The organism is Thermochromatium tepidum ATCC 43061, from assembly GCF_009664085.1.
GTDB lineage: Bacteria > Pseudomonadota > Gammaproteobacteria > Chromatiales > Chromatiaceae > Thermochromatium > Thermochromatium tepidum.
Genome location: NZ_CP039268.1, coordinates 1,481,305 through 1,507,170, shown reverse-complemented (window position 1 = coordinate 1,507,170; position 25,866 = coordinate 1,481,305). Strand labels below are relative to the sequence as shown.

The following is a 25,866-nucleotide window of genomic DNA, read 5'->3' as shown; positions in this document are numbered from 1 at the left end:
AATACCACAGGGGGAGTGTGCTCCAAACCCGCGCTGACGCCTGAGATCATGACAGACCTCGCCCACATCCTCGGCCCCGCCGGACGACTCGCCGACCAGATCCCAGGTTTTACCTATCGTGCTCAGCAACTGGCGATGGCCGAGCGGGTCGCCGATGTCCTCGGTTCCGGCGGCGTACTCATCTGCGAGGCCGGCACTGGCACCGGCAAGACCTTCGCCTATCTGGTCCCGGTGCTGCTCTCAGGGCGCAAGGTCGTGATCTCAACCGGGACGCGCCATCTTCAGGATCAGCTCTTCCATCGCGACCTGCCGCTGATCCGCGACGCGCTCGGTGTGCCCGTGACCGCAGCACTGCTCAAGGGCCGCGCCAACTATCTGTGCTGCCATCGCCTGAACCTGATCCTGGCCGACAGCGCCCGTCTCGAGGGTCCGACATGCCGCCAACTCAAACGGATCCGCGACTGGTCGAGCGTCACCCAAAGCGGCGACATCGCCGAGCTGCCGATCCCTGAGGACGCGGCCATCTGGCCCGAGGTGACCTCGACCACCGATAACTGTCTGGGTCAAGACTGTCCCGAGTTGGATGGCTGCCATCTGGTCGCCGCGCGGCGCGCGGCCCAGACCGCCGATTTGGTGGTGGTCAACCACCATCTCTTCTGCGCCGATCTGGCCCTCAAGGACGAGGGCTTTGGCGAGATCCTGCCCGGTGCCGACGGCTTCATCCTCGACGAGGCCCATCAGCTCCCCGAGATCGCGACCGGTTTCTTCGGCATCAGCCTGACCAGCCGCCAGCTCCTGGATCTGGCGCACGACACCGAGCTTGAGGCACTCCGCGACGCCCTAGACATGCCTGTACTGCGCGATCGGGTGACGCATTTGCGCCAGGCGACTCAAGAGTTACGTCTGACGCTGGGCGAGCATGACCGGCGCGGTCCTTGGCACGCGCTGGAGGCCGACACCTCGGTGTCGGCGGCAATCCTGACGCTTGGGGATCGACTTCGGGACCTGATCCAGGCGCTCACAACCGTCGCCGGGCGCGGCAAGGGCCTGGATGCCTGTCTGGAACGCGCCCTGGATCAGCTCCAGCGCCTCATGCAGATCACCACCGGCGCTTCGTCCGATCGTGTGCGCTGGTTCGAGACGCTCGGACGCGGTTTCAGACTGCACCAGACCCCACTGGAGATCGCCGATCTCTTCCGCGGGCGCATCGGGCGCCCGGGCACGGCCTGGGTTCTGACCTCGGCCACCCTGGCCGTCGGCGACAGCTTCGAGCACTTCGCCCGTCAGCTTGGCATCGAGGGTGCCGAAACGGCGCGTTGGGACAGTCCATTCGATTATGCCCGTCAGGCGCTCTGGTTTGTGCCAGGCGGGATGCCTCAGCCCGCCGCGCCGGACTACAATCGGCACGTCCTGGAGCTGGCGTGTGAACTGATCCAGGCCAGTCGCGGTCGCGCCTTTCTGCTCTTCACCAGTCATCGCGCGCTGCGCGAGGTCGCCGCCGGCCTGGAGGGGCGGATCCGCTATCCATTGCTGGTGCAGGGCACGGCGCCGCGCGCCGAGCTGGTCGAGCGCTTCCGTCGGCTCGGCAATGCCGTGTTGCTCGGGACTTCGAGCTTCTGGGAGGGGGTCGATGTGCGCGGCGAGGCCCTGTCCTGTGTGCTCATCGACCGGCTGCCCTTCGCCTCGCCTGGGGACCCGGTATTGGCCGCGCGCATCGAGGCACTGCGCCGAGCCGGCGGCAATCCGTTTTGGGACTATCAGCTGCCGCGCGCTGTGATTGCGCTCAAACAGGGGGCGGGGCGTCTGATTCGCGGGGCCGAGGATCGCGGCGTGCTGGTGGTCTGTGATCCGCGGCTGCTGTCGAAGTCCTATGGTCGGACCTTTCTTGACAGCCTGCCGCCCATGGCCCGGACGCGCGACATCGAGCAGGTCCTGTGTTTCTTCGCCTGCGATGACCGGCCTGACCGAGATGGATCAACTCTATGAGTTTTTTAAGCAATCTGTTCGCTCGTCTGTTGCACGGCAAGCCGGCGCAGGTATCGCTCGAAGAGACGAGCGATGTCTCCGATGCGATCGAGGACGTCGAACCCAAAGGCGATCCTGAGTCGAACGCGGAGGCACTCGATCTGGGTATACCGACGATCAGCATCGATCCCTGGTTCTATCCCTGGCTGCTCGATCTGGACGCCTTAACCGATTGGCCGCTGAGTCCATCCGAGAGTCGCGTGCTCGACGCCTTCGAGCAACTGGTCACGGGCCAGAAGTCAAGTTCCACCCTGGTTCCGCGCCTGCCGATGGTGATTCCGCAACTGATGCGCAGTCTGAAGGACGACACCATGACCGGCGCGCAGTTGGCGCGCCAGATCGCCAAGGATCCGGTGCTGGTGGGGGAAGTCATTCGCGTGGCCAACAGTCCCTACTATCGGCGCGCGCACAAGATCTCGAGCATCGAACAGGCGGTCTTGATCTTGGGGCGCGACGGACTCCATCAGATCATCGCGCGCGTGGCCTTCTATCCGATCTTTAATCTCAAATCTGGACATTTCACCAATCTGGCTGCCGGGCGCGTCTGGACCCAGTCCGAACGCTGTGCCTTAGTCTGCCACTGTCTGGCCGAGCATCGCGATCAGGATGTGTTCTCGGCCTATCTAGCCGGGCTGGTCGCGAATGTGGGTCTCATGGTCGGCTTTCGGCTCATGGATCAGGTGCTTGCAAGTCCGCGCGATCTGATCCCGAATTCGCGCGCCTTCTATGCCGTCTTCATCGAGCGATCCAGACAGACCTCGCACCGCATCATCAAGGAATGGGATTTTCCCGAAGGCATCATCCGCGCCATCGACGAGCAGGCCAATCCGGAGCCGAATGCGGCGCGTTCTTGGCTGGGTGCGATCCTGGCCATCGCCGATCAATATGCCAAACTGAGTCTCCTGGTCGAAAAGAGATGTCTTCCCGAAGATGAACTGGATACCCAGCCCCTGATGTCGGAACCCTGTTATCGTCGACTCTTGCTCGATGGATCGAGCTGATCGCCCCGACCCTGGGGTTAGAGCAACCTTTAAGACTTGCTCGTTCTTTCGTACTCTTGCGTTTTTGCCTGCATTCAAACCGAAAACCAATGATCATCGCCCACAAGATCGCGCTCAACCCCAACAACCGGCAGGCGATCTATTCCAAGAGCGTGCCCCGCAACGGGCGATCCTTGGGTTAGTTGGGTCTGTAGGAGCGCCGTAAGGCGCGATCCACGTCTTTTTGAGGGCCGGGTTGATCGGCGTCTTGAGGTGGGCACGGCGTTCGACGGGAGAAAAGGGCGCCGGCCCCAAGCCACAGCGGGCGCTGCTGTCTTGCCGGCGGCGCTTGTCCCGGGGGGCTGTCGCGCTGGAAGAAGGGCTTAGCCAATCGCAGATTGGCCCGGTCTGCGGCACAAGCCAAGATCGGGATCTGAATGCGGCCAGGGACCATCCTTCCGGATGGTCCGTCCTGAAGCGGGACGTCAGCTTTGTTGCTGTCTGAGAAAAATGAGTCGGTCTGATGGAACGGTTCGGGCATCGGTCGGAACGATGCGACCATCGGATGACTTTGGGCCGCGCCCAGTATAGCCTAGCGCCCGTGTTGCCGAGAGGCATTCCACCGCCCGCCGGAGCGCCATGTCGGCGGGTTTCGGGTGCGTACCCCATCGCCGAGGAGTGACTGCATGCATATCCTGGATCTGGACGATTTCAGTGACCTCTCTAGCTGGTCCAGCGTCGTTTCGGGGCAGGCGCGTCTCGACCTGGCCGCCGATGTTGGACCGCAAGGCGGGGGTCGCGCGCTGCGGTTGGACTTCGACTTCGGCGAGGGCGGGGGGTTCGTGGTCGCGCGTCGGGCGCTGTCTCTGAGCCTGCCCGACAGCTTTGCCCTGCTCATGCACGTGCGTGCCGAGGCCCCGGCCAATGTCTTCGAGTTCAAGCTGATCGATCCCAGCGGCGAGAACGTCTGGCGTTTTCGCGACGAGTCATTCGACTTCGATTCGGACTGGCGCGAGCTGCGTATCGGCAGTCGCGCGATCGCCTTCGGCTGGGGGCCAGCCGGCGGCGGTGCCCCGACCGAGGTCGGGGCCATCGAGCTCGCCATCACCGCAGGTCCGGGCGGGTGTGGGCGGCTGTGGATCGCCGATCTGCGGCTTGAGGATCGCACGCCCTCGCAGCCGCCCAGCGTCCGCGCCTCCAGCGAACAGCCCGGGCAGGAGGCGGGCTGCGTCCTGGATGGGCGATCCGATACGGCCTGGTGTGCCGCGCACCTGCCGGCCTGGATCGAACTGGATTTCCATGAACCGCGCGACTATAGCGCCCTGATCCTGCACTGGGAGGGGGCCGGGCCGCACGCCTTCGAGATCCTGGCCAGCGACGATGGTGAGACCTGGAGGCCCCTGCATGCAGCGCCCCGCTCGCGTGGTCTCTGCAGTCCTGTGTATCTGCCAGATGGCTGTTCACGGTTCCTGCGGCTCGGACTGGAGGCCGGGGAGGGTGAGCCGGCCCCGGGTCTGGTCGGTCTCGAACTCAAGCCCGAGACCTTCGCCCGCTCCATCGCCGACTTCTTTCACCATCTGGCCGAACAGTCACCCTGTGGCCTCTATCCTCGCTGGCTGTATCGCGAACAGACCTACTGGACCGCGATCGACATCCCGGACGGCACGGTCCCGGCACTGTTCAACGAGGACGGGCTGATCGAGGTCGCGCGTGCCGGCCATGCGATCGAGCCACTGCTGTGCGTTCGGGGCAAACGGCTGACCTGGGCCGACTGCACTGTCGAGCCCTCGCTGCTCCAGCCGCCGCTGCCGATCCCGCGTTCGCTCTGGAATACCGAGGACCTGGTATTCGAGACCACGGCCTTTGCTCAGGGCGCGCCGGGGAGGGCGTGGCTGTTCATCCGCTACCGGCTGGAGAACCGGGGGACTGGGCCCTTGAGTGCGGATCTCTATACCCTGATCCGCCCCTTTCAGGTCTCGCCGCCCTGGCAGGGACATAGAGACATCGGCGGGGTGTCACGCATCCACCGGATCGCCCTGGGACAGGGCGAAGTGTGGGTCGATGACAGGCTGGCCTTGGTTCCGCTCTCGACGCCGTCCGGTTTTGGGGCCATGACTTTCGACGAGGGTCCGATCGTCGAGGCGATCGCGACCGGAAATCTGCCTGAGGTCGAGGCGATCGAGGATGGGTTCGGCCTTGCCTCTGCGGCCTTGCGCTTCGATCTGAACGTCGCGCCCGGCGCTCATGGCGAGGTCTGGATCGCCGCGCCTCTGGGCGAACGCGGCGATGCGCATCCGATCGAATTGAGGGGCGCGGCGGGCGGCATCGAAATGCGTCTGAAGGCCGCGATCGATCAATGGTCGCAGCGACTCGGTGCCGTCGAGCTGCACCTACCGGAGGTTGTGCACGACCCTTGGCACGGCTGCTTGGGCGCACTGGCGCATATCCTGATCAATCGCGACGGTCCTGCACTCCAGCCCGGACCGCGCCGGTATGCACGCTCCTGGATCCGGGACGGCGCCGTCATGGTGGCGGCGCTCCTGCGTTTCGGCCTGACCGAGGAGGCAGAATCATTCGTCGACTGGTATGCCCAGTTCCAGGGCGAGGACGGTCGGGTGCCCTGTTGTGTCGATCGGCAGGGGGTGGACCCCTTGGTCGAACATGACAGCCCGGGCCAGTTCATCTTTGCCATCGCCGAGTGTTGGCGGTTTGGTGCGGATCGGGGGCGTCTGGAGTCACGCTGGCCGGCGGTCTGCAAGGCCGTCGCCTATCTGGAGCCGTTGCGTGCCGAGCATCTCACCCCGCGCGATCGGGAACCCGAGCGCCGCGCCTGTCTGGGTCTGTTGCCCGAGTCGGTGAGCCACGAGGGCTATCTGGCCCATCCGGTCCATTCGTATTGGGACGACTTTTGGGCGCTGCGTGGGTTCAAGGATGCCGTCGAGCTGGCCGAGGTGCTGGGCGACACCGAGCGCGCCGCGCACTTCGCCCGTCTGCGGGATGATTTCAGCGCCGCCCTCTATCTGTCACTGGATCGGGTCATGGAGGAGCGCGGCATCGATTTCCTGCCTGGATCGGTCGAGTGGGCCGATCACGACCCGACCTCGACCGCCATGGCACTGACCCTGATCGACGAGTCCCACCGCCTGCCGGCGGCGGCCGTGCGACACACCTTCGAGCGATTCATAGAGCGCTTTCGCGCCATCCATGGACCAGACCCCGTGCACTGGGTCAACTACACCGCCTATGAGATCCGGATCATCGGCGCCCTGATCCGGCTCGGGTGGCGCGCGGAGGCCCAGGAGCTGTTGGAGGTCTATCTCGCCGAGCGCCGGCCCCCGGTCTGGAACCAGTGGCCCGAGATCACCTGGCGCGACCCCAGGTCACCTGGCCATCAGGGCGATCTGCCCCATGCCTGGATCGGGGCCGAATACTGTCTGGTGTTCCGCGATCTCTTCGTCTATGAGCGTGCCTCGGATCGCTCACTTGTGATCGCTGGCGGTTTGCCGGCCAAGTGGTTGGAGTCAGGCGAGATCCGCGTGCGCCGTCTGCCGACGGCTTATGGTCGGCTCGATCTGGAGATCGCGCGCTTCGAGGGTGGTGCGGTGCGGATCCAGGTCGGCGGGGAACTGCGATTGCCACCTGGCGGTCTGTGGCTGGCCCCGCCGCTGCCCGGACCGCTGACATCCGTCACGATCGATGGTGAGCCGAGCCGTGATTTCAATGCGACGGCGGCCCATCTGATGACCCTGCCGGCCGAGGTCGCGCTGCTCGGCTGACTCAAAGAGGCGATCGACATGGATCGACAGCCCTTTGCCCCCGACGGGCCTGAACCGACCCTGCATCGACTGACCCGAGGGGCGCTCGAGGTCGTGATCACGGATTCGGGCGCCGGCCAGCTGCGCTGGAACGGACTGGCCCTAAACCGCTGGACCCAGGATCCGGTCGAAGACGACCTCGGGAGCCTGCTCTATGTACGCGACCTGGACTCGGGTGCGGTCTGGTCGCTCGGTTACCAGCCGACCCGGGCGAGGCCCGACCGCTACCAGACCGGCGAGCAGGACGGGCGGTTCTGGCTCGCACGCGAGGATGCGGGGATCGCACTGAGGCTCGATCTGAGCCTGGATCCGAGCAAAGACCTGGAACGGCGCCAGGTGCGCCTCGGTAATCGCTCGGACCGGGTGCGGCGCCTGGAGCTGACCAGTTATCTTGAGGTGGTGCTCTTTCCAGCCGAGGCCGATGCCGCGCATCCGGCATTCGCCAAGCTCTTTGTCCAGACCGAACGCGACCCGGCCAGCGGGGCATTGCTTGCCCGGCGCCGCGCCCGCCGTCAGGACGAGTCCTGGCCGTGGCTGATCCAGACCCTGATCGGGGGCGAGGGGAGGCAATGGGAGACCGATCGCGCCCGTTTCATCGGTCGCGGGCGCCGCCTGGCGCATCCGGCGGCGCTCTCACCCGGCACCGATACCCTGTCTGGTACCCTGGGTGCGGTACTCGACCCCATCCTGGCGTTGCGGACCTGGGTCGTGCTCCAACCTGGATCCGAGGTCGAACTGACCTGGCTCACCGGGGTCGCCTGGGAGCGGGCAGCGGCGCTGGACCTGCTGGACGGTGATTGGCGGCATCCGAGCGCCGCTCTGGATCCGGTGAGTCCCGAGCCCGATCCCTGCGCCCCGTCTGAGGCCGAGTCCGCCCCGGACCTGAGGTTCTTCAACGGCTATGGCGGTTTCTCCGCCGACGGGCGCTGCTACGAAATCCGGCTTCCATATCAGGGGGCCGCCGGTCATCGCCGTCCGCCGCAGCCCTGGATCAATGTCCTCGCCAATCCCGATTTCGGTTGTCTGGTGAGCGAGTCGGGCGCGGGCTACACCTGGTCGCGCAACAGTCAGGTCAACCGGCTCACACCCTGGTCGAACGATCCAGTCCTAGACCCGCACGGTGAGGCGCTCTATGTGCGCGACGAGGCGACCGGCGAGTCCTGGTCACCGTTCCCCGGGCCGCGCCCGGCCCCAGCCGACTACCGGGTGACGCATGGACTGGGCTTTACGCGCTGTTTGCTCCAGTATGCCGGGCTTTCGCAGGAAACGACCCTGTTCGTGCCGCGCCATGACCCGTTGCGCCTCCTCAGACTGCGTCTGACCAATCCCGGAACCAGTACGCGGCATCTGTCACTGGTCGGCTATCAGCGTCTGGTCATGGGCCAGCAGCCATCCTCGGGCCGCGCCATCGTCACGGCGATCGAGCCTGAGTCGGGGCTGTTGCGCGCGATCAATCCAGAGGCGGGTGAATTTGCCGGCGGCATCGTCTTCGCGGCGGCGCACCTCTCGGGCGTCTCGGTCAGGGCGCGCGAGTTCACCACCGACCGGCTCGCCTTCATCGGGCGCCATCGTGATCCAAGCGATCCGGTGGCGCTCGAACCCGGACGACGGCTCGACGGACGCCAGGGCAGGATGCGCGATCCCTGTTTCGCCCAACGTCTCACGGTGGCGCTCGAGCCGGGCGCCAGTCTGACCTGCGACTGGTTGTTCGGCGAGGCGATGAGCGAGACGCAACTGAACGATCTGTTACGACGCTACACCGATCCGGCGACCATCCGCACGGCCTTCGATGAGGCCGTGGCCTTCTGGGACGCCCTGGTCTCGCGCCTCCAGGTCGAGACCCCCGAGCCGGCCATCGATCTGCTGATCAACGGCTGGCTGCTCTACCAGACACTTGGTTGCCGGATCTGGGCCCGCTCGGCCTTCTATCAGTCCGGCGGTGCCTATGGTTATCGCGACCAGCTCCAGGACGCCGCCGCGCTTGCCGTCATCCGCCCGGACATCACGCGCGCCCAGATCCTGCTTGCAGCCGCACACCAATTCGTCGAGGGCGATGTGCTCCATTGGTGGCACCCGGCGCCGCTCGAGCGTGGGCTGCGCACCCGTTTCGCCGACGACCTGCTGTGGCTACCCTATGTCACCGCCCAGTATGTGCGGGTAACGGGTGACCTCGCCCTCCTGGACGAGATCCAGCCCTATCTCACTGCACCCGCCTTGGCGCCCGGACAGGACGAAGACTATCTGACCCCGATGCCGAGCGGCGAGATCGGTGACCTCTATGACCACTGTTGCCGTGCCATCGATCGTTCCTTGACGCGCGGCGCGCACGGTCTGCCGCTGATGGGCAGCGGCGACTGGAACGACGGCATGAACCGTGTCGGGCGCGAGGGGCGCGGCGAGAGCGTCTGGATGGGGTTCTTCCTGTACTTGGTGCTCGCCGATTTCCTGCCGCTGTGCGAACGACGCGGCGATCAGGCGCGCCAGGCCCGTTATCGTGCCTATCAGGCGGATCTGGAACGCGCCCTGGAGCGCGCGGGCTGGGACGGTGCCTGGTACCGTCGCGCCTATTACGACGACGGCACACCGCTTGGCTCAGCGTCGGATACCGAGTGCCGGATCGATGCCCTGGTACAATCCTGGGCGGTGCTCTCTGGCGCAGTGCCGCGCGAGCGCGCCGAGCAGACGCTCGATTCGCTGTTGCGGGAGCTCGCCAGCGAATCGGATCGGCTGATCCGCTTGCTGACCCCGCCTTTCGTCACCACCCCGCGCGACCCCGGCTATATCAAGGGCTATGTCGCCGGGGTGCGTGAGAACGGTGGCCAGTACACCCATGCCGCCTGCTGGGCGGTCGCGGCCCTGGCCAAGCTCGGCTGGTGCGACCAGGCGGCACCCTGGCTGGTACGACTCAGTCCGATCAACCACAGCCAAACCGCCGAGGACGTCGCGCGCTACCGGCTCGAACCCTATGTGATCGCTGCCGACATCTATGCCGAGCCGCCCCATGTGGGTCGCGGCGGCTGGAGCTGGTATACGGGTTCGGCAGGCTGGTGGTATCGGGTGGCGCTCGAATCCATCCTGGGTGTGCGGCTCGAGAACGGACGCGAGTTGGTGATCCGTCCCTGTATCCCGGCGAGCTGGCCAGGCTTTCGTGTGCGCTACCGTCTGCCCGACGGGGTGACCGAGTGCGAGATCACGGTGGATAACGGACGCGGCGGGTCAGTGGTCGCAGCGACGCTCGACGGCAAACCCCTGAATATCCTGGACGGCGCCGCGCGTGCCCGGCTGACCGCTGGTTCGGGTCGCCATTCCATTTGGGTGAGGCTTAGCGCCTCGCCTGTTTCCTAAGCCAATCGATAAGGATCGACCATGTCCCTGACTGTCAAACGCGCGCGTCCCCTGATCGCCGCGGCACTCATCGGCTCACTGCCACCCTTCGGTCTGTCGCGCGCCGGCGACATCAAGCCGCTACAGGTCGCCGTCATCAAGGCCACGACCGGTCTGTGCCGGCGCGGTGAGACCTGTCACACCGATCGCGCCGGCTCCTGGACCCCGAGGAAGGCGATCGCCATCCTGGCCGTCTCGGTCGCCGAACAGGCCGATATCGATCTCTATGCCGACATCGAGTTGAGCACCCGACCCGAGATGTATCAGTGCGCCGGAGACGACTCCAGGGGTTGTATCTTCCGCGCCAAGTATGCCGGACCCGGGCTCTTCGACTATGGTGCGACCTCGGGCAGCACCTATCTCGGCTCCAACATCACCAACACCTCTATCAGCTTTCCGTCCGGTTATGGACTGATGGTCCAGGCCGGCCAACCGATCTATCTCCATCTCGATGTGCGCAACGGCAGCCTGATCGACCTCAAGGTCGATCAGGACGCCTGGATCTACTATGTCGAGGCCGACTGACACAGACCGGCGTGCTTGTCCAGGCGGCAAGGGCGTAGGCAGGCGCGTTCTAGCGCCACTCGGACGATCATCGACGATCAACGCCTTGGCTTACGGCTTGTCCAACACGGGGCGCCTCAGTGCGTTCGATCCCAATTCGTTCGATCAACGCCCGTAACACGAGCGCGGCCTGATCATACTCAAAGGCATCGATGAGTCGTCGCAGCTCCTCGGCAGTGTCAGGCTCAGCCTGAGCCCGGATGAAGTCCGTGACCCGGGTCAACAGCGATTCCTCGACCAGTTCGCTCGCCGCCAGGGTGTCTAAAAGCCCGTTCAGGATCGGCGCGATCGACTGGGGCGTGTCGGGCCGATCGCTACGAAGATCGCCCCGGTTCGGGACCGCGTCCGGCGGATCCGGTACGGCGAGCCGGTCGCGAACCGCGCGCAAGGCATGCGCGAAGCGGTGCTGTTCCAGCGCCGGGATCGGCTCGCCGCGCCGGACGCTGGTCTCGAGACGGGTCGCCGCCGCGGCCAGGTCCTGGGCGCCCACAGTGGCGGCCAGGCCCTTGAGTGTATGCAGCAGACGCTGTTTCAGGGCCGGCTCGATCTGATCCAATGGACCAAACAGGGGCTCGAACTCGCGGTTGAGCTGCTCCTTAAACGACGCGAGTGCACGCCGGTAGAGCCTTTGGTCGCCATCAAAGGCCCGCAGCGCCCGTGCCGAGTCGAGGATGGTCGTGGCATCCGGGTCCAAGGCGGGTACTGGATCAGGGTCCGATGGGGGCACGGGACCCTGGCCCTCCTGCTCGCCCTCAGCGGGCAACCAGCGCTCCAACAGCGCAAACAGGGCCTGGGCCTCGATCGGCTTGGCGAGATGCTCATTGGCGCCGGACTGGAGCGCCCGCGCGCGATCCGCCTCCAGGACCGCCGCCGAGAGGGCGATGATCGGCAATTGAGGGTGGCGCGCGCGGATGCGTCGGGTCGCCTCGAACCCATCCATGACCGGCATCTGGAGGTCCATGAGCACCAGATCGACTGGGACCTGCTCGACCCGTTCGACGGCCTCCTGGCCATTGTGCGCGAATACGAGCTTGATCTGGGTCTTGGCCAGGATGGCCGTCGCGACCTCGCGATTGAGCGCATTGTCCTCGACCAGGAGCAGGGTCTTCTGACTCAAACAGGGGATGCGCCGCCTGTCTGGATCCCGACCCTGAGCCCCCCTGCTGGAGAGGGCCCGGTACATCGCCTCAAACAACAGGCTGGCGGTCACAGGTTTGCTCAGGAAGGCGGCATAGAGCCCGGACTCCTCGGTGACCTGGGGCTGACTGTAGGCGCTGACGATCAGGGCCGGGATCGGATCGCCCTTGAGGACCCCGAGCCGGCGGAGAGCATGCAGCTCCCTGAGCGTCTGGAGCCCGTCGAGATCGCCTGGCATCTTCCAGTCTATGAGGATGAAACGAAAGGGGCGCCCGGACTGCTCGGCCTCCTGGACCGACTGGATGGCGGCCCGACCGCTGTCGGCCTCCTCGACCTCGAAGCCGTGTCCCTCCAACAGCCGGCGCAGGATGGCGCGCGCGCTCGTCTGGTCATCCACCACCAACACCCGGCCACCCAGTTGAAACTCAGCGGGGTCGGGTAGGGCACGACGGTGATCGCCCTGAGTGGCGGCCAGCGGCAGGGTCAGATCGAAATAGAACCGACTGCCAACGCCCGGGGTGGATTCGAGCTCCAGGGTCGCGCCCATCTTTTCCAGCAGCCGCTGGCTGATGGTCAATCCCAGACCGGTGCCGCCATAGCGGCGCGTGGTCGAGCTGTCGGCCTGCGAAAAGGGGTGAAACAGACGCTCGCGCTGCTCGGGTGAAATCCCGATCCCGGTATCACGCACCTCGAACCTCAGGTGTACCCTATCGTCGAGCGGGGACCCGAGCTGGCGGATCGCAAGCACCACCTGCCCACGCTCGGTAAACTTGAGGGCATTGCTGAGCAGATTGATCAAGACCTGACCGAGACGGAGACTATCGCCCTCGACCCAGGCATGGTCTGAGATCTCGAGATCGAAGAGGAGCTCGAGGCCCTTGGCGTCCGCCAGGTCGCCAAAGAGGGTACGCAACTGATCGAGCAGGTCCTCAAGACAAAAGGGCTGGATGGAGAGTTCGAGTTTTCCGGCCTCGATCTTGGAGTAGTCCAGGATGTCGTTGATGACCCCAAGCAGCAGACGCGACGAGTCGTGGATCTTGAACAGATAATCGCGCTGCTTGGCCGTGAGCGGGGTATCGAGCAAGAGCTCGCTGAGCCCAATCACCGCATTCAGGGGGGTGCGGATCTCGTGGCTCATGTTGGCCAAAAACTCGCTTTTGGCCTGATTGGCGCGCTCGGCCGCCTCCTGGGCCTGTTTGATCGCGGTCAGGTCATTGTACACGGCCACGATCTCGCCGGAGGAGAGCTTGAAGACCGTATTCTCGCGCCAAACCCGCAGGCGTTCGTCCTGATAGAGGGCACAGGGCAGGATCTCGGTCTGACCGCTGCGGTTGACCCGCTTGAAGACGTCCAAGAGCCCCATCTCGACGATGGCCGGGAAGCACTCGGTCACCCGGCGTCCGATCACCGTCTCGCGGGGGGTGTGATCCATGCGTTCGCCGGCCGCGTTGTAGTCGAGAAAGACGAAGTCCTCGCCCCCATCGACCGGACGGAAGACCGCCACACCACTGGCGGTCTTCTCGAAGATCCCCCGGAAGCGCTCCGTTTCGGCCTCGAGCGCGTCCTTGGCCTGCTTGGCCTCGGTGATATCGACATCGCTGCCGCGATAACCGAGCAGGAGCCCCTGGTCATCGATGATCGGGATGGCATTGGTCGAGACCCAGATCACCCGTCCGTCCTTGCACTGGATAGGGTTGACGTGCCCCTGAAAACTCAGTCGCTGGGCAAAGCCCTGGAAGACCTCGTCCTTGAAGGCCTCCCGCCCTGACTCGGGGTGGAGGTCATAGAAGTGATAGCGACCGACGAGCTCCTGGGGCGCATAGCCCCAGACGCGCTCGGCCACCGGGCTTACCTCGGTATAGAGGCCCTGGGCATCGACCTCCCAGATCACGGTCCGGCTCTGTTCGGCGAGCTGTTGCAGACGCTGCTCGCGGTCGAGGAGGGCATGCTGGAGCTCATAGGCGCTGGTGATGTCCTCATTGACCCCCACCACCCGCAGTGCACGCCCCTGACCATCGCGCATCACCCGCGCCAGGCCGCGCAGGATGCGCACCGCCCCGTCGCAGGGGCGCCGGATCGGAAACTCGACCTCGAAGGGGCGATCGGACTCGATCAGGACAGTGAAGGCGCGTTTGAGCTCAGGCAGGGCCTCGGGGACGACGAACGCCTCCCAATCCGCAAAACGCCCACCGAACTCAGCGGGGTCGCCGCCATAGATCTCGAACATCCGTTCGTCCCAGATCAGCTGATCCTGCTCCAGGTCATAATCCCACACGCCGAGTTTGGCCGCCTCGGTCGCCAGCCTGAGCCGCTCCTCGATCTGACGCCTTTGGCGGTCGCGCTGATTGCGCTCGGTGATGTCGCGAAACACGGCCACCATCAGCGTCCGGTCATCGAGATCGAACCGCGCGACCTTGACATTGACATCGATGATGCGCCCATCCTTGCAGCGATGCTGGGTCTCAAAGTCGTCCCAACCCCGGGTCAGGATATGATGGACATGGACCGCCACGTCCTCGGGCGACTCCTTGGCCTCATAGTCACGGATCTTGAGCCGGGCGAACTCCTCCCGGGTATAGCCCAGTTGTTTATAGGCCTGTTGATTGAATTCCAGGGTCGAGCCGTCGCTGGCATCGATCACCAGGGTCGCATCCGGATAGATCTCGAATAGCCTGCGGAACTTGGAATCCTCTTTGGCCTCGGGGATCGGCTCAGGGGGTGGGGGTCTGCCCTGTTCGGGTTCGAGCAGGCTGATCCAGGTGCGGTAGCAGATATCGACGAGCCTGTCGGTGTGAATCACGCCGAGAAAACGGCCCTGGTCATCGACCACCACCAGATGACGAATCCGCTCGCGTTGACAAAGCGCGACGGCGGCGGTGATCCGGGTCTCGGCGGGCAGGATCCGGGGGACTTGCAGATGCCCACTCCAGTCCAGTGCGTCCAATCCAGTCTCCTCTTCGACCAGGTCGATCAGGTCATCGAGGTCCAAGAGTCCGACCGGATGCCCCTGCTCGAGTTGGATCGCGACCTTGGATCCCTTGGCGAGACAGGATTGGATCAAGCCCTGGAGGTCTCGATCCTGCTCGAGGACGACGGCCTGATCCTCCTGGACCAGGCCACTGAGGATCTGACCCCGGTCCAAGCCCTCGAGTACAAGACCGGGTAGCAGATCTTGATGGTCCAGGGTACCGAAGAGCCGACCGTCGCGCTCGACCAGACACAAGGGGCCGGACGACTCGCGTAGGGCAGCGAGCGCTTGCGGGAGCGAGTCGTCCGGATCCAAGACCCTGGCTGCCGAGAGTTCGATCCGATCCAAGGGCGTCGCGAGTGGGAGGCCGCGCACCCAGAGGCCGAGGAGCTGGCTTGCGAGTAGCAAGCGATAGCCACCTTCTCGCAGGGCGACCACAAGGCTGCGACTCTGAGAACGCTGCATGGCCTTGGCAGCCAGCCCCAGCGTGGCTGTCACTGGCAGCATCGTCACCTCGGTCGTCGCACTGGTACGCAGTCTGGGGAGGGGCATGATGTGATCGTTGAGTTCTAAAAATAGGGCAAGGGTAGGTGGCCTGGTCAGACGAGCGGCGCCTTTGGATTTCTAGATTGTAACACTAGCTTAATTGGCAGAACCGCCCCATCCCTGGGCCTGCGGACGCTGTGTCCGCCGCTTAGGCACCTTAGGGAAAGGCCGATTTATTCCATTCGTGGCAAAACCTTCTTCCGTAACCAATTGATTTTGTAGGAGCGGCTTCAGCCGCGATTGAGAGACACGCGATTTATTCAGCGTTTCCTTAGCAGGGACATGGGTCATGAAGGGGCGGTAGGGACGAATCCCGACCCAGGTCGGTCCGGCAGCTCGATCCAGCCGGCGCGGGGGCGGGGTGTCGCCCCTAGATCGGCGGCAAGCCAGTCGGCGGTGGCCAGTCCATGGGCCACCGGAGTGGCGATGGCCCCAGCGAGTTGCGCCGTCGGCCAGAGTCCGGCGGCGCTCTCGACCAGGCTGGTGACCACGACTTCGATTTGCGCGTCCTGGGCGCGACGTGCGAGCGCCAGGGTGCGGTTCAGACCGCCGAGCGCCGCTGGCTTGAGCACCAGACGTCGTGCCCCGAGCTGCGTGGGATCGAGCGTCGCCAGGCGTGTCGGTAGGGATTCGTCCAGCGCCAGGGGGAAGGGGGCGAGGGCCTGCAGCTCGGCCAGCCGTTTGGGTGTCGGTTCGGCCAGGGGCTCCTCGATCGACTCGATCGGCACCTGGGTGTGGACCAGAGACTCGATGAACCAGCGGGCCTGATCGAGGCTCCAGGCGCCATTGGCATCCAGACGCAGCGTGGTGGGCGCCTTCAAGGCTGGCATCAGTGTCATCAGCGCCTCCAGGTCCTCGGGCGGCGACCTAAGCCCCACCTTGAGCTTGAGCACCCGGAATCCCTGCGCCTGGGCGGCGACGAGGGTCTCGCGGTCGAGCTGGCCGAGCGCGCCGAGCAGGGTATTGACGGCAAGACGATCGACGGCCTCGGGCGCAAGCCAACGGCGCAGACTCAGGCCCTGACGCCGGCTAGCGAGATCGGCGAGGGCACAGTCCAGGGCAAAGCGCGCAGCCGGGGTGGTGGTCGCCGCGCATTCGACATCCAGTGCCGCCAAAGCGGTGGCGATCTCCTGTCCAGGCAGGGCCGAGATGAGTCGTTTGAGCGCCGATGCGGCGATTTCGTGAGACTCGGTCCCCGCCGCCGGCAGCGGGGCACAGTCGCCGTAGCCCGTCAGACCCTCTGACTCGGCCCAGACCAACCAGCCCAGCCGCCGCGTGAACCCGCCGCGCGCGCTAGCCCAACCCTGGCGAAGCGGCAGGTCATAGGGTCGAAACCCAGCGCGTTCGATCACCCCATCCGGGTCAGCACCAGACTCAGGATCAGCAACCCGACCAGCAGGGCCTGATACTGGGCGGTCTGTGCCAAGAGTTCGTTGAGGGCCGAGCCCAGGGTTCCGCGCCACAGCCGCCGGATCAGGTGGATGGCAGACGGCAAGGCGGCCAGCACGGGCCAGAAGACGTGCGACGGATCGAACAGCATGAGCAACGGGATGGGCACGAGCAGCAGCAGTGCATAGAGCACCCTGGCTCGCCTGCGTCCGATCAGACGGCAGAGCGAGCGCCGCCCGGCAGTGATATCCGTCTCGAGGTCACGATAGTTGTTGATCAGCAATACGGCCGCGGCCAGACAACCGAGCGCCGCCCCCACGACCAGCGTCGAGCCGTCGAGCGTCAGCGTCTGCAGATAGTAGGTGCCGCCGACGGCCGCTACGCCGAAAAAGAGCAGGGCATAGAGCTCACCGAAGGGGCCATAGGCGATCGGGCGCGGGCCGCCGGTATAGGCGTAGCCGGACGCCAAGGATGCCAGCCCGACCACCAGGATCGGCCAGCCGCCGCGCGCCAGCAGCGCCAGCCCGAGCACGAAGGCGAGCGCGAACATGCCATGCGCGGCGTTCTTGACCTGACGCGCGGTCAGCCAGCCTTGCGCCGTGGCGCGTGGCGGACCGAGCCGTTCGACGGTGTCGGCGCCGCGCTCGAAATCGGCGGCGTCGTTATACAGGTTGGTGCCGATCTGGATCGATACCGCCGCCAGCAGTGTGGCGAGCGCGGTCCAGACGGCGAGCGTACCGGTCGCGGCGACGGCCAGCGCCAGACCCGCGATCACGGGCGACAGGGTCAGCGGCAGGGTCTTGGGGCGCGCGGCCAGGAGCCAGCGTCTCCACTGGGGCAGGGGCGCCGGCTCGGACGGGGCGAGAGGGCGATCGGTCATCTCGCTCAGGGTCGCCGCCGGAACCGGCTGAAATCGGGCGCGCGCCTTTCGAGAAAGGCGTTGCGTCCTTCCTGAGCCTCCTCGGTGGTGTAAAAGAGCGCCGTGGCATTGCCGGCCAGCTCCTGAATCCCGGCCAGACCGTCGGTGTCGGCATTGAAGGCCGATTTGAGGACGCGCAGCGCCGTCGGCGACAGGCGATTCATCTGACGGCACCAGTCGACCGTCACTGCCTCCAGCTCGGCGAGCGGGACGACGGCATTGACCAGACCCATGGCGAGCGCCTCCTGAGCGTCGTACTGACGGCACAGAAACCAGATCTCCTTGGCCTTCTTCAGACCCAGGGTGCGCGCCATGAGTCCGGCACCGAATCCAGCATCGAAGCTGCCGACACGCGGGCCGGTCTGGCCGAAGCGGGCATTGTCGGCAGCGATGGTCAGATCGCACACCAGATGCAGGACATGACCGCCGCCGATCGCATAGCCGGCCACCATGGCCACCACCGGCTTGGGCAGGCTACGGATCTGGCGCTGGAGGTCGAGCACATTCAGATGTTCGATCCCGAGCTCGTCTTTGTAACCCGCGTGGCCGCGGACACGCTGATCGCCACCCGAGCAGAAGGCGAGCTCGCCGGCGCCGGTGAGGATGATGACACCGATCTCAGGGTCCAGGTGTGCCCGGCGGAAGGCATCGCTCAGCTCGCGGACCGTCTGGGGGCGAAAGGCATTGCGGACCTCAGGCCGGTTGATGGTGATCTTGGCGATGTGCTCGGCCTGGTGGTAGAGGATGTCCTGATAGCGGGCGTCTGAGGGGGCCTCCCAGCGGATGGGAGGCGAGTCGGTCTCGGGTCGATTGACAGTTGGTTGCATGGTCTCTGACGCCACCTTGGGGTGCCTCGCTGTCGATGGAAACTGGGGGCATCATTGTAGCCGCAAATGGTCCGTGACGAGGGCCCGGGTGAACTTCGCTGACCCTCAATCCAGTTCGTCCAGCGCGGCGAGCGCCGACCAAAGCTCGCTTTGGATCCGCCGGCTCAGATCGGCGTCGATCATGACCTCGATCACCCCAGCCGGGCCAGACCCCTGGAGCGCCTCGCTGAGTGCCTGCTCAAACCCAGGCCCATCGGAGACCAACCGGTGGACCAGACCGAAGGTCCGGGCGAGCGCACCCAGATCGAGTGCGATCGGGGTGCGCCAGAGGGCCTCGAATCCGGGCAGTCCGTGCTGGGGCAGGGCGTCGAAGATGCGTCCGCCGCCGTTGTTGATGACGAGACAGGGTCGGCTGAGCCCGCGCAGTTGCAGCAGACCGCTCAGGTCGTGCAGGAAGGAGAGATCGCCGAGCAGGGCCGTGGTCGGGATGCCGCCGGCGTTGAGCCCGGCGAGCGTCGAGGTCTGACCGTCGATCCCGCTGGCACCGCGATTGCCGAACACCCGCAGCGTCCGGCGGCGCTGGCCCGACCAGGTGTCGAGCTGACGGATCGGCAGCGAATTGGCGCACAGCAAACCTTCACCCTCGGGTAGCCGGGCGATGAGTGTGCGGATCAGATGGGCCTCGCACCAGGGCGCCTGGTCGAGATACTCGGCGATCAAGCCTTCCAGACGGCGCTCGGCCCGGATCCAGTGTGCAAGCCAATCCTGATCCGGCGCGCCGAATTCCAGATCGGCGAGCCAAGCGCAGAAGACCTGGGGGTCGGCATCGATCTTGAGCCAGACGTCGTGGTTCGGATCGCTCCAGCCGTGTCCGGGATCGACCAGGATGGTCGGGACATCCGCCAGCCAGTTGAGCAGCGTTTTGGAGACCGGCGCACGTCCGAAGCGCAGCACCCAATCCGGCCTGAGCGCGGTGGCCGTCGTTGGTCGGCGCAGCAGGCTATCGTAATGGGTCACGCGCGGGTCCGACGCCGGGCCAAACCGCAGACCCGAGAGTGGGTCGCAGAGTACAGGCACGCCGAGCCGAGCGGCGAGCCGCCACAGCGCGGCTGCGCCCGCTGGGGTCCAGTCACCCGGTCCACAGCAGATCAGGCCGCGTCCGGAACATCGGGATGTCAAGCTGGCTGTCAGCGGCCAGCGACCAGCCTCCGGCGTCCAGCCCCCAGCAAGACCAAGCCGGTGGCTGGAGGCTTGAGACTGAACGGCTGTTTGAACCTGTGCGGCTTCAGCCCGGCAATCCGGCCCCGGCACCAGCGGTTCGCGAAACGGCAGGTTCAGATGGACGGGCCCCGGCCAGTCTCCTAGGCTCTCGGCTGCAGCACGTCGCCCCAGTGCCCGCAGCCACTTGATGGCATCCGGTGTTGTCTCGGGCAGACCCGGATCGTAGAAGGCACGCACATGGACCCCGAACAGGCGCATCTGGTCGATGGTCTGGTTCGCGCCCCAGCCGCGCAGCTCAGGCGGACGGTCGGCCGAGAGCAAGATCAGTGGGATGGCCGACGCTGAGGCCTCGATGACCGCTGGGAACCAATGGGCGAGTGCGCTCCCCGAGGTGCAGACCAGACCGACCGGACGCCCGGACGCACGTGCCACCCCCAGGGCGAAAAAGGCCGCACTGCGTTCATCGAGGATCGGGGTTAGGGTCAGCAGCGTTTGACGCTGGGCCGCGAGCACGAGGGGTGTGGACCGCGATCCGGGGGAGAGCACCAGATGACGCATCCCGCCTGCGACCAATCCATCGAACAGCGCCAGCGCCCAGCGCAGATTGACACAGCCTGGGTCCTCTCTCATGCGAATTGGAGTGCCATCGACATGGCGGCCATCTTCTGTTCGGTCTCCTGCCATTCGTCGTCCGGATCCGATCCGGCGACGATCCCGGCACCGGCGTAGAGATCGGCGCGCCGGTCGAGGATCAGGGCGCAGCGCAGCAGCACCCAGAGCTCGCCGGTCAGGTCTGGCTCGATGAGCCCTGCGGCACCTGTATACCAGCCGCGCTCGAGCGGTTCGTTGACATCGAGCCAGTCGTGTGCGGCGCGGCGCGGTTGGCCATTGGTCGCGGGCGTCGGGTGCAGACGCTCGGCCAGCTCAAAGGCATCGACCCCTGGCTTGAGCTCGCCGTGCAGACGGGTCCAGAGGTGTTGGGCGTTGTTGAGACGCAGGATGCTCGGCCCCTCGGGTGCATCCAGATGCCGGCAACACTGGTCGAGCGCCTCGCGAACCGCCTCGACCACCACCCGGTGCTCGCGGCGATTCTTCTCGCAGCTCTGGAAGGCGAGCGCGATCTCGGCGTCGCGTTCAGTGTCCTCGGCGCGCCGGGCGGTCCCGGCGATGGCGTCGGCCTCGACCTGATCGCGGCGCTGGGTAAAGAGCCGCTCGGGCGTGGCAGCGACTAAGCTGGCGGCATGGCGCCGGATGTTGATCACCTGACAAGACGGGAACAGATAGCTCAGCGCCGCATTGAGCCGATCCAGATCGAAACGTCGATGACCCTGGAGCCGCTGCCGACGGCAGACGACGACCTTTTCCAGCCGTTTCCTTTGGATCTCGTCGAGGGCGTTCAGGACCAGGGTGCGCCAGTCGTCGCGATCCGGCGTGCTGCCCAAAGCGTCGAGATGCGCCGGTGTGAGCGGATCGAGCGCTGGACGCCCGAGCAGGGGCACCAGACGGTCGAGCCAGGACTCCCAGCGCGCTCGCAGGTCATCGCCCGGGGCTGGACAGAGCGTCGTCAGTACCAGCGCCGATTGACCACCCCGGACGATCAGCGCCAACTCCGGCAGCCACAGGAGCGCATTGGGCAGATCAGCGTTTCTGGTCTGTGTCTCGGGCGTGGCCGCGAAGCCAAGCATCGCAAATCCGCTGAAACCGGTCTCGTCCGGATCGCAGTGTACCCAGGCGTCGCTTAGTCCCAGGGCGACGTGCCGCAGCTTGCTCAGGCGCTCGGGCCCCTGCGCCTGCCACTCGCCGGCGATGCCATAACCCGCGCGTAGGTCGCCGCGATGGCTGTGCGCAAAATAAAAGCGCGGTCCGTCGAGATCGGGTGCGCCGGACGGCGGATGCGGCAGTCCAAGGATCAGCGAGACCGGGCCGCGACCCTCGGCGAGCGGCAGCAGGGCAAGGGTTTCGCGCAGTCGAGCCTTGAGCTGATCGAGGACTTGGAGCGATTGCAGCATGAATCGAGTCGTGACGAGGGAATGGAATGACCACCCCTAGGACGCGCGGATATCCAAGGGGTTCCCGCACATCCAGGGTCAAAACTGAATGCCTGGTGCGCCGTTCTAAATCAAAGCTCAGCTGATGATAAATCGACGAACCGTTTTGGCTCCTAGCCAAGCGAATCCCAGAACCGCTCGATGGCGGCAATGGTCTCGGCGGGCTTTTCCCACTGCGGCATCCCATGGGTAGGCGTGAGACGCTCAGCACGCCAGTGCGGCTGGCGGGCGAGGAAATCCGGTAGCTCCCGAAAATCGATATTGGGATCCTCATCATAGATGACCAGCGTCGGCTGGGTCACGCGGGGGTAGAGACGATCACAAGCGCGCGGCGTAAAGAGCTGCCCCGAGAGGAAATAGAGCGGTGCGATCTTGGCCCCTGGCTGATGCGTGGTGGCATAGGCATAGTCGATCAGTTCGGGCGGGGTCGAGCCGGCGAAGACCTGATTGTAGAAATACTGGATGCTGGGTCGGGTGGTCAGCAGGGCATAGAGGCCATCGCTGAGTCCGGGAAGACTCAGGATGCGATGGGCACGCTCGGCGGCCGCACCAGTCGGCAGTCCGCGGGTGTTGAAACCGGTCGGCGACAAAAACACCAGCGAGCGGATGCGTTCCGGTGTCTCTATGGCTGTCATGGCGGCGAACTCACAGCCGAGCGAGTAGGCGATCAGGTCGGACGGATCCCGGACCACCTCGGCCAGGAACTCGCCGATGGTTTTGGCGAAAAGTTCGGGTGAATAGCGGCGCTTGGCGCGCTCTGAGTGTCCGAAACCGGGCAGATCGAGCGCATAGACCGGACGGTTGGCGCGGAAATGTTCAAAGAGCGGCTTCATCTCCATCGCGCTGGGTGCGGCGTTGATGCTGTGGATCAGCACCAGTGGACGCCCAGCGGCGCTGGTGTCGGCATAGTAATGGACACGTCCGCCGGCATCTGTCTGGAGGTCGTGACGCTGGGCGGCGATGGCGGCCGGCAGGGGCCGTCCGCGTTTGGCGTGCTGGTCTGGAGGGTTGATCGCGGAGTCCATCGGCTCAATACCTTTGATCGTAAACAACCCTCGACTGAAGTCGAAGGCTTTATTGTAAGACGCAGCAAACATGGTTGACCGCATCCCCAACATTGGGCGTGTTTACAGCCGCCCTTGGCAGCGGGGCTCCGCTGCCAATCCGGGCCAGGTTTCGACTGGCGTTGCAGTCGGCGTGCGCCCGGAGACCACGCTTGCGGTGCATTATACACCACATGGCGCACTTCGCGCGCCCGCCATTCCTCCCGCGACTCAAGTCGCGGGTTTCCTTGCGGAGGGTCTATGAATCGCAAGATCGTGCGCGTTGAGTGACATCCGAGGTCAAACCATCCGGATTCACCGCCGCGTCTGGCTGGAAGAGGCGAAACAGTTGTGCGCACTGTCAAATAATTTGGACAATGCCTTGTCAATCGAAGTTTACAGCGGTCTGGTTCGCTTGTCTGGCCCTAGTCGGATGTTTCGGTGGCGTCATGCCCGAGGCCCCCAGGCCTGCTGTCGCGTCGCGACCGAGTCAGCGACAGGCGTCGGACGTGCGAATCGAATGGGGCCGCGTCCAGTCGGCGACCGGTTGCGCCCTGGACTATGCCTGGTATCGCCCAGATTCAGCCAAGCCAGGCGATCTGGTGGTCCTGGCGCACGGCTTTCTGCGCGACAAGACACGACTCAGTGGCTTGGCGCGCGCCCTGGCCGAGACCGGGATCTCGGTGGTGACGGTCGATTTCTGCAATACCAGGCCCTGGCGCGGCAACCATGCCCGCAATGGCTTTGATCTGATTGCGGTTGCCAATCGGCTGGAGGCGCGGCGTCTGGTCTATGCTGGTTTCTCGGCCGGCGGGCTGGCGGCACTGGTGGCCGCGCGCAACGATCCGCGCACGCTCGGCGTGCTGACGCTGGATCTGGTCGATGCGCAGGACCTGGGGCGTCTCATGGTGCGGGAGTTTGACCGTCCGGTGATCGGGCTGTTCGGTGAGCCGGCGCCCTGCAACGCCGACAACAATGGCCTGGCTACACTGGCGGCGGCGCGCCGGGCGCGCGTCGAACGCATCGTTGGGGCCAGTCATTGCGACTTCGAGTCCCCGACCGACTGGCTCTGTCGGGCGCTCTGCGAGTCGGATCGAGCGGGCGAGAGACAGCGGCGTGCCGCGATCCTCGCGCGCTCGGTGACGGCGATCCGCGCCTTGATGGCCGAGTGAGCCTGCACCGGCCGAGCGGTGCGGTCAGCGCTCAAGGCGTCTGAAACCGCTGCTGCGGATGCCGGGCCTGAACCGAGGCAAACTCGGACGCATCGACCTGACCGTCGCCGTTGCGGTCGATCGCGCTGAACTCAGGCGCATTGGCCAGACCACGCATGGCATAGCCCTGTTGCGAACGTTCGGCGATGCGTTGCGCGCGGGCCTGGTAGAACTCCGCTTCGGTCAGGACGCCATTGCCGTCCAGATCGAACGCGCTGAATGGGGGGGCCTGCCAGCCCATACCGCGTCCCATGCCGCCACCTGGTCCCCCACCACTGCTCGGTGGTTGCGCCTCGGCGAGCGGGACGAGACAGAGTCCAAGCGTGAAGGCACCCAGCCAACGAACGAGATTAGATCGATTGTTCATAGAAACCTCCAGGGTTTGGGCCGACGCCCAGCGTCCATTGAACCCGATGCCATTATCGATCAAACGCACTGGGCCAGTGTGCACCAATCATGGAATCCAGTGAGGGAGAGGGAAGATTCATGGCGGCCCTCGATCGCCGTTGCCCGATCCTCATCGTTGGCGGATCACCGAAAAACGCATGCGATGGGCCTACATCTGTCTGTGCCAACAGGCGCGCTCAAACCTTGGCTTAGACTTGTGCGCTTAGGGTCAGCCATCAATTTGCGACACGAGGTGATATGCTCGGACGACTCGACCGCTATCTGCTGCGCGAGACTGTCAAGGTCTTTTTGGCCATCGTGCTGGTGTTGATTCTGATCTTCACCAGCCTGATGTTCCTGCGCACCCTGGAGGAGGTGAACCTCGGTGGCCTGGGGGTGGACATCGTCTTTCGGTATCTAGGGCTCCAGCTCCAGCGCGATCTCTCCAGCTTGCTGCCACCGGCCTTGTTTCTATCGATCCTCTTGACACTGACGCGTTTCGCGCGCGACAGCGAGCTGATCGCCATGCAGGCCTGCGGCGTTGGGTCACCACGGCTCTATCGCACCTTTCTGTTCCTGGCCGTGCCGGTGATGCTCGTCACCGCCTGGAGCGCACTCGAGCTCAAGCCGCGCGCCGCCGCCAACATCCAAGAGATCCGGATTCAGCAGAGGGGGCAGGCGGCCCAGATCGCCGGACTCCAGGCGGGACGCTTTTACGTCGAGCAACGCGGCAAGGTGGTGGTCTATATCGGCGAGATCGACCGGAACAGGTCGCTCGGCGATGTCTTTGTGCTCGATCGAAGCGGCGAAAGGACGCGCCTGGTGGTGAGTGAGTCAGGTCAGCATCGCGTCGAGGAGGGGACAGGAGATCATGTCGTGATCCTGGACAAGGGCCATCGTTTCGATGGTCAGGCCGGCTTTGGTGACTATTTGATCGGCAACTTCGATAGGTACGAACTGCACCTCGCCGGCGATGGACCGGCTCAACGCGCCTCTGGCAAGCGTGCCACCATTCCAACGCCGGACCTGATGCGTTCCGGCGATCCAGCCGATCGCGTGGAACTCGAACACAGGCTCGCCGCGCCCTGCTCCATCCTGACCCTGACGTTGCTAGCCATTCCACTGGTCGATCCCTCACCACGTCAACGCGCCCTCGGGCGCCTGCTGCTGGCGCTGTTGGCCTATTTTAGTTTCTTTAATCTGCAGCGCCTCGCTGAGGGCTGGATGGCATCCGGTGTCACGCCCGCTTGGCTTGGCAGTCTCTGGTACCAACCCGCGCTTTTAGTGTTCGTACATCTGATGCTATTGCCCGAACACTTTTGGTTCAGACGGTTGAGTTGGCGTCTGCGCGGCGATCGCTTCGGGCGCGTCGAGCCGTCTTGATAGCCTCGGCAGGCTTCGT

15 protein-coding genes are annotated in these 25,866 nt (G+C 65.2%); 7 read left to right on the top strand and 8 right to left on the bottom strand.

The features are described from left to right. Window positions 1-48 precede the first annotated feature (48 nt). The 5 genes from yoaA (at window position 49) to E6P07_RS06835 (ending at window position 10,729) form a co-directional block, all read left to right on the top strand. A complete protein-coding gene (gene yoaA, locus E6P07_RS06855; RefSeq protein WP_153974922.1) occupies window positions 49-1,986 on the top strand; it encodes a DNA repair helicase YoaA in 1,938 nt (645 codons plus the stop codon). Beyond that, window positions 1,983-3,026, top strand: coding sequence for an HDOD domain-containing protein (locus E6P07_RS06850; RefSeq protein WP_153974921.1), 1,044 nt, complete (start codon window positions 1,983-1,985; stop codon window positions 3,024-3,026). Before yoaA ends, E6P07_RS06850 begins: the two co-directional genes overlap by 4 nt. A gap of 665 nt (window positions 3,027-3,691) precedes the next feature. Further along, window positions 3,692-6,781 (top strand): discoidin domain-containing protein, encoded by a 3,090-nt coding sequence (locus E6P07_RS06845; protein WP_153974920.1) that lies wholly within the window; start codon window positions 3,692-3,694, stop codon window positions 6,779-6,781. A gap of 18 nt (window positions 6,782-6,799) precedes the next feature. Beyond that, a complete protein-coding gene (locus E6P07_RS06840; protein ID WP_153974919.1) occupies window positions 6,800-10,165 on the top strand; it encodes a GH36-type glycosyl hydrolase domain-containing protein in 3,366 nt (1,121 codons plus the stop codon). Window positions 10,166-10,186: 21 nt separating this feature from the next. Beyond that, complete coding sequence (locus E6P07_RS06835) at window positions 10,187-10,729, top strand: hypothetical protein (RefSeq protein WP_153974918.1); 543 nt, start codon at window positions 10,187-10,189, stop codon at window positions 10,727-10,729. Between the two features lie 67 nt (window positions 10,730-10,796). On the opposite strand, the gene E6P07_RS06830 is transcribed toward E6P07_RS06835, so the two are convergent. The 7 genes from E6P07_RS06830 to E6P07_RS06800 form a co-directional block, all read right to left on the bottom strand. Next, window positions 10,797-15,425, bottom strand: a complete 4,629-nt coding sequence (locus E6P07_RS06830) for a PAS domain S-box protein (protein ID WP_246172774.1) — start codon at window positions 15,423-15,425, stop codon at window positions 10,797-10,799. Between the two features lie 281 nt (window positions 15,426-15,706). Further along, a complete protein-coding gene (gene menC / locus E6P07_RS06825) occupies window positions 15,707-16,771 on the bottom strand; it encodes an o-succinylbenzoate synthase (protein WP_153974917.1) in 1,065 nt (354 codons plus the stop codon). Then, window positions 16,768-17,688 (bottom strand): 1,4-dihydroxy-2-naphthoate octaprenyltransferase, encoded by a 921-nt coding sequence (menA, locus tag E6P07_RS06820; RefSeq protein ID WP_153974916.1) that lies wholly within the window; start codon window positions 17,686-17,688, stop codon window positions 16,768-16,770. Before menA ends, menC begins: the two co-directional genes overlap by 4 nt. A 5-nt stretch (window positions 17,689-17,693) precedes the next feature. Next, complete coding sequence (gene menB / locus E6P07_RS06815) at window positions 17,694-18,554, bottom strand: 1,4-dihydroxy-2-naphthoyl-CoA synthase (RefSeq protein WP_153974915.1); 861 nt, start codon at window positions 18,552-18,554, stop codon at window positions 17,694-17,696. 105 nt (window positions 18,555-18,659) lie between these two features. Continuing rightward, on the bottom strand, window positions 18,660-20,405 hold the full coding sequence (gene menD, locus E6P07_RS06810) for a 2-succinyl-5-enolpyruvyl-6-hydroxy-3-cyclohexene-1-carboxylic-acid synthase (protein WP_153974914.1): 1,746 nt from the start codon (window positions 20,403-20,405) through the stop codon (window positions 18,660-18,662). After that, window positions 20,402-21,784: an isochorismate synthase gene (locus E6P07_RS06805; protein WP_153974913.1), complete on the bottom strand. Its 1,383-nt coding sequence runs from the start codon at window positions 21,782-21,784 to the stop codon at window positions 20,402-20,404. Before E6P07_RS06805 ends, menD begins: the two co-directional genes overlap by 4 nt. A gap of 152 nt (window positions 21,785-21,936) precedes the next feature. Then, entirely contained in the window at window positions 21,937-22,848 is a 912-nt protein-coding gene (locus E6P07_RS06800) for an alpha/beta fold hydrolase (RefSeq protein WP_153974912.1), read from the bottom strand. A gap of 527 nt (window positions 22,849-23,375) precedes the next feature. On the opposite strand from E6P07_RS06800, the gene E6P07_RS06795 reads away from it, so the two are divergent. Continuing rightward, window positions 23,376-24,038, top strand: a complete 663-nt coding sequence (locus E6P07_RS06795) for an alpha/beta hydrolase family protein (protein WP_246172771.1) — start codon at window positions 23,376-23,378, stop codon at window positions 24,036-24,038. A gap of 31 nt (window positions 24,039-24,069) precedes the next feature. On the opposite strand, the gene E6P07_RS06790 is transcribed toward E6P07_RS06795, so the two are convergent. Next, window positions 24,070-24,444: an EF-hand domain-containing protein gene (locus tag E6P07_RS06790; RefSeq protein WP_153974910.1), complete on the bottom strand. Its 375-nt coding sequence runs from the start codon at window positions 24,442-24,444 to the stop codon at window positions 24,070-24,072. Between the two features lie 278 nt (window positions 24,445-24,722). Between E6P07_RS06790 and lptF the strand changes: the two genes are divergently transcribed. Next, window positions 24,723-25,847: an LPS export ABC transporter permease LptF gene (lptF, locus tag E6P07_RS06785; RefSeq protein ID WP_153974909.1), complete on the top strand. Its 1,125-nt coding sequence runs from the start codon at window positions 24,723-24,725 to the stop codon at window positions 25,845-25,847. Window positions 25,848-25,866 lie beyond the last annotated feature (19 nt).

Excerpts from the sequence above, each read along its gene's own strand:
- yoaA (WP_153974922.1), top strand. The coding sequence starts at position 49 with ATGACAGACCTCGCCCACATCCTCGGCCCCGCCGGACGACTCGCCGAC.
- E6P07_RS06850 (WP_153974921.1), top strand. The coding sequence starts at position 1,983 with ATGAGTTTTTTAAGCAATCTGTTCGCTCGTCTGTTGCACGGCAAGCCG.
- E6P07_RS06845 (WP_153974920.1), top strand. The coding sequence starts at position 3,692 with ATGCATATCCTGGATCTGGACGATTTCAGTGACCTCTCTAGCTGGTCC.
- E6P07_RS06840 (WP_153974919.1), top strand. The coding sequence starts at position 6,800 with ATGGATCGACAGCCCTTTGCCCCCGACGGGCCTGAACCGACCCTGCAT.
- E6P07_RS06835 (WP_153974918.1), top strand. The coding sequence starts at position 10,187 with ATGTCCCTGACTGTCAAACGCGCGCGTCCCCTGATCGCCGCGGCACTC.
- E6P07_RS06830 (WP_246172774.1), bottom strand. The coding sequence starts at position 15,425 with ATGCCCCTCCCCAGACTGCGTACCAGTGCGACGACCGAGGTGACGATG.
- menA (WP_153974916.1), bottom strand. The coding sequence starts at position 17,688 with ATGACCGATCGCCCTCTCGCCCCGTCCGAGCCGGCGCCCCTGCCCCAG.
- menB (WP_153974915.1), bottom strand. The coding sequence starts at position 18,554 with ATGCAACCAACTGTCAATCGACCCGAGACCGACTCGCCTCCCATCCGC.
- menD (WP_153974914.1), bottom strand. The coding sequence starts at position 20,405 with ATGAGAGAGGACCCAGGCTGTGTCAATCTGCGCTGGGCGCTGGCGCTG.
- E6P07_RS06805 (WP_153974913.1), bottom strand. The coding sequence starts at position 21,784 with ATGCTGCAATCGCTCCAAGTCCTCGATCAGCTCAAGGCTCGACTGCGC.
- E6P07_RS06800 (WP_153974912.1), bottom strand. The coding sequence starts at position 22,848 with ATGGACTCCGCGATCAACCCTCCAGACCAGCACGCCAAACGCGGACGG.
- E6P07_RS06790 (WP_153974910.1), bottom strand. The coding sequence starts at position 24,444 with ATGAACAATCGATCTAATCTCGTTCGTTGGCTGGGTGCCTTCACGCTT.
- lptF (WP_153974909.1), top strand. The coding sequence starts at position 24,723 with ATGCTCGGACGACTCGACCGCTATCTGCTGCGCGAGACTGTCAAGGTC.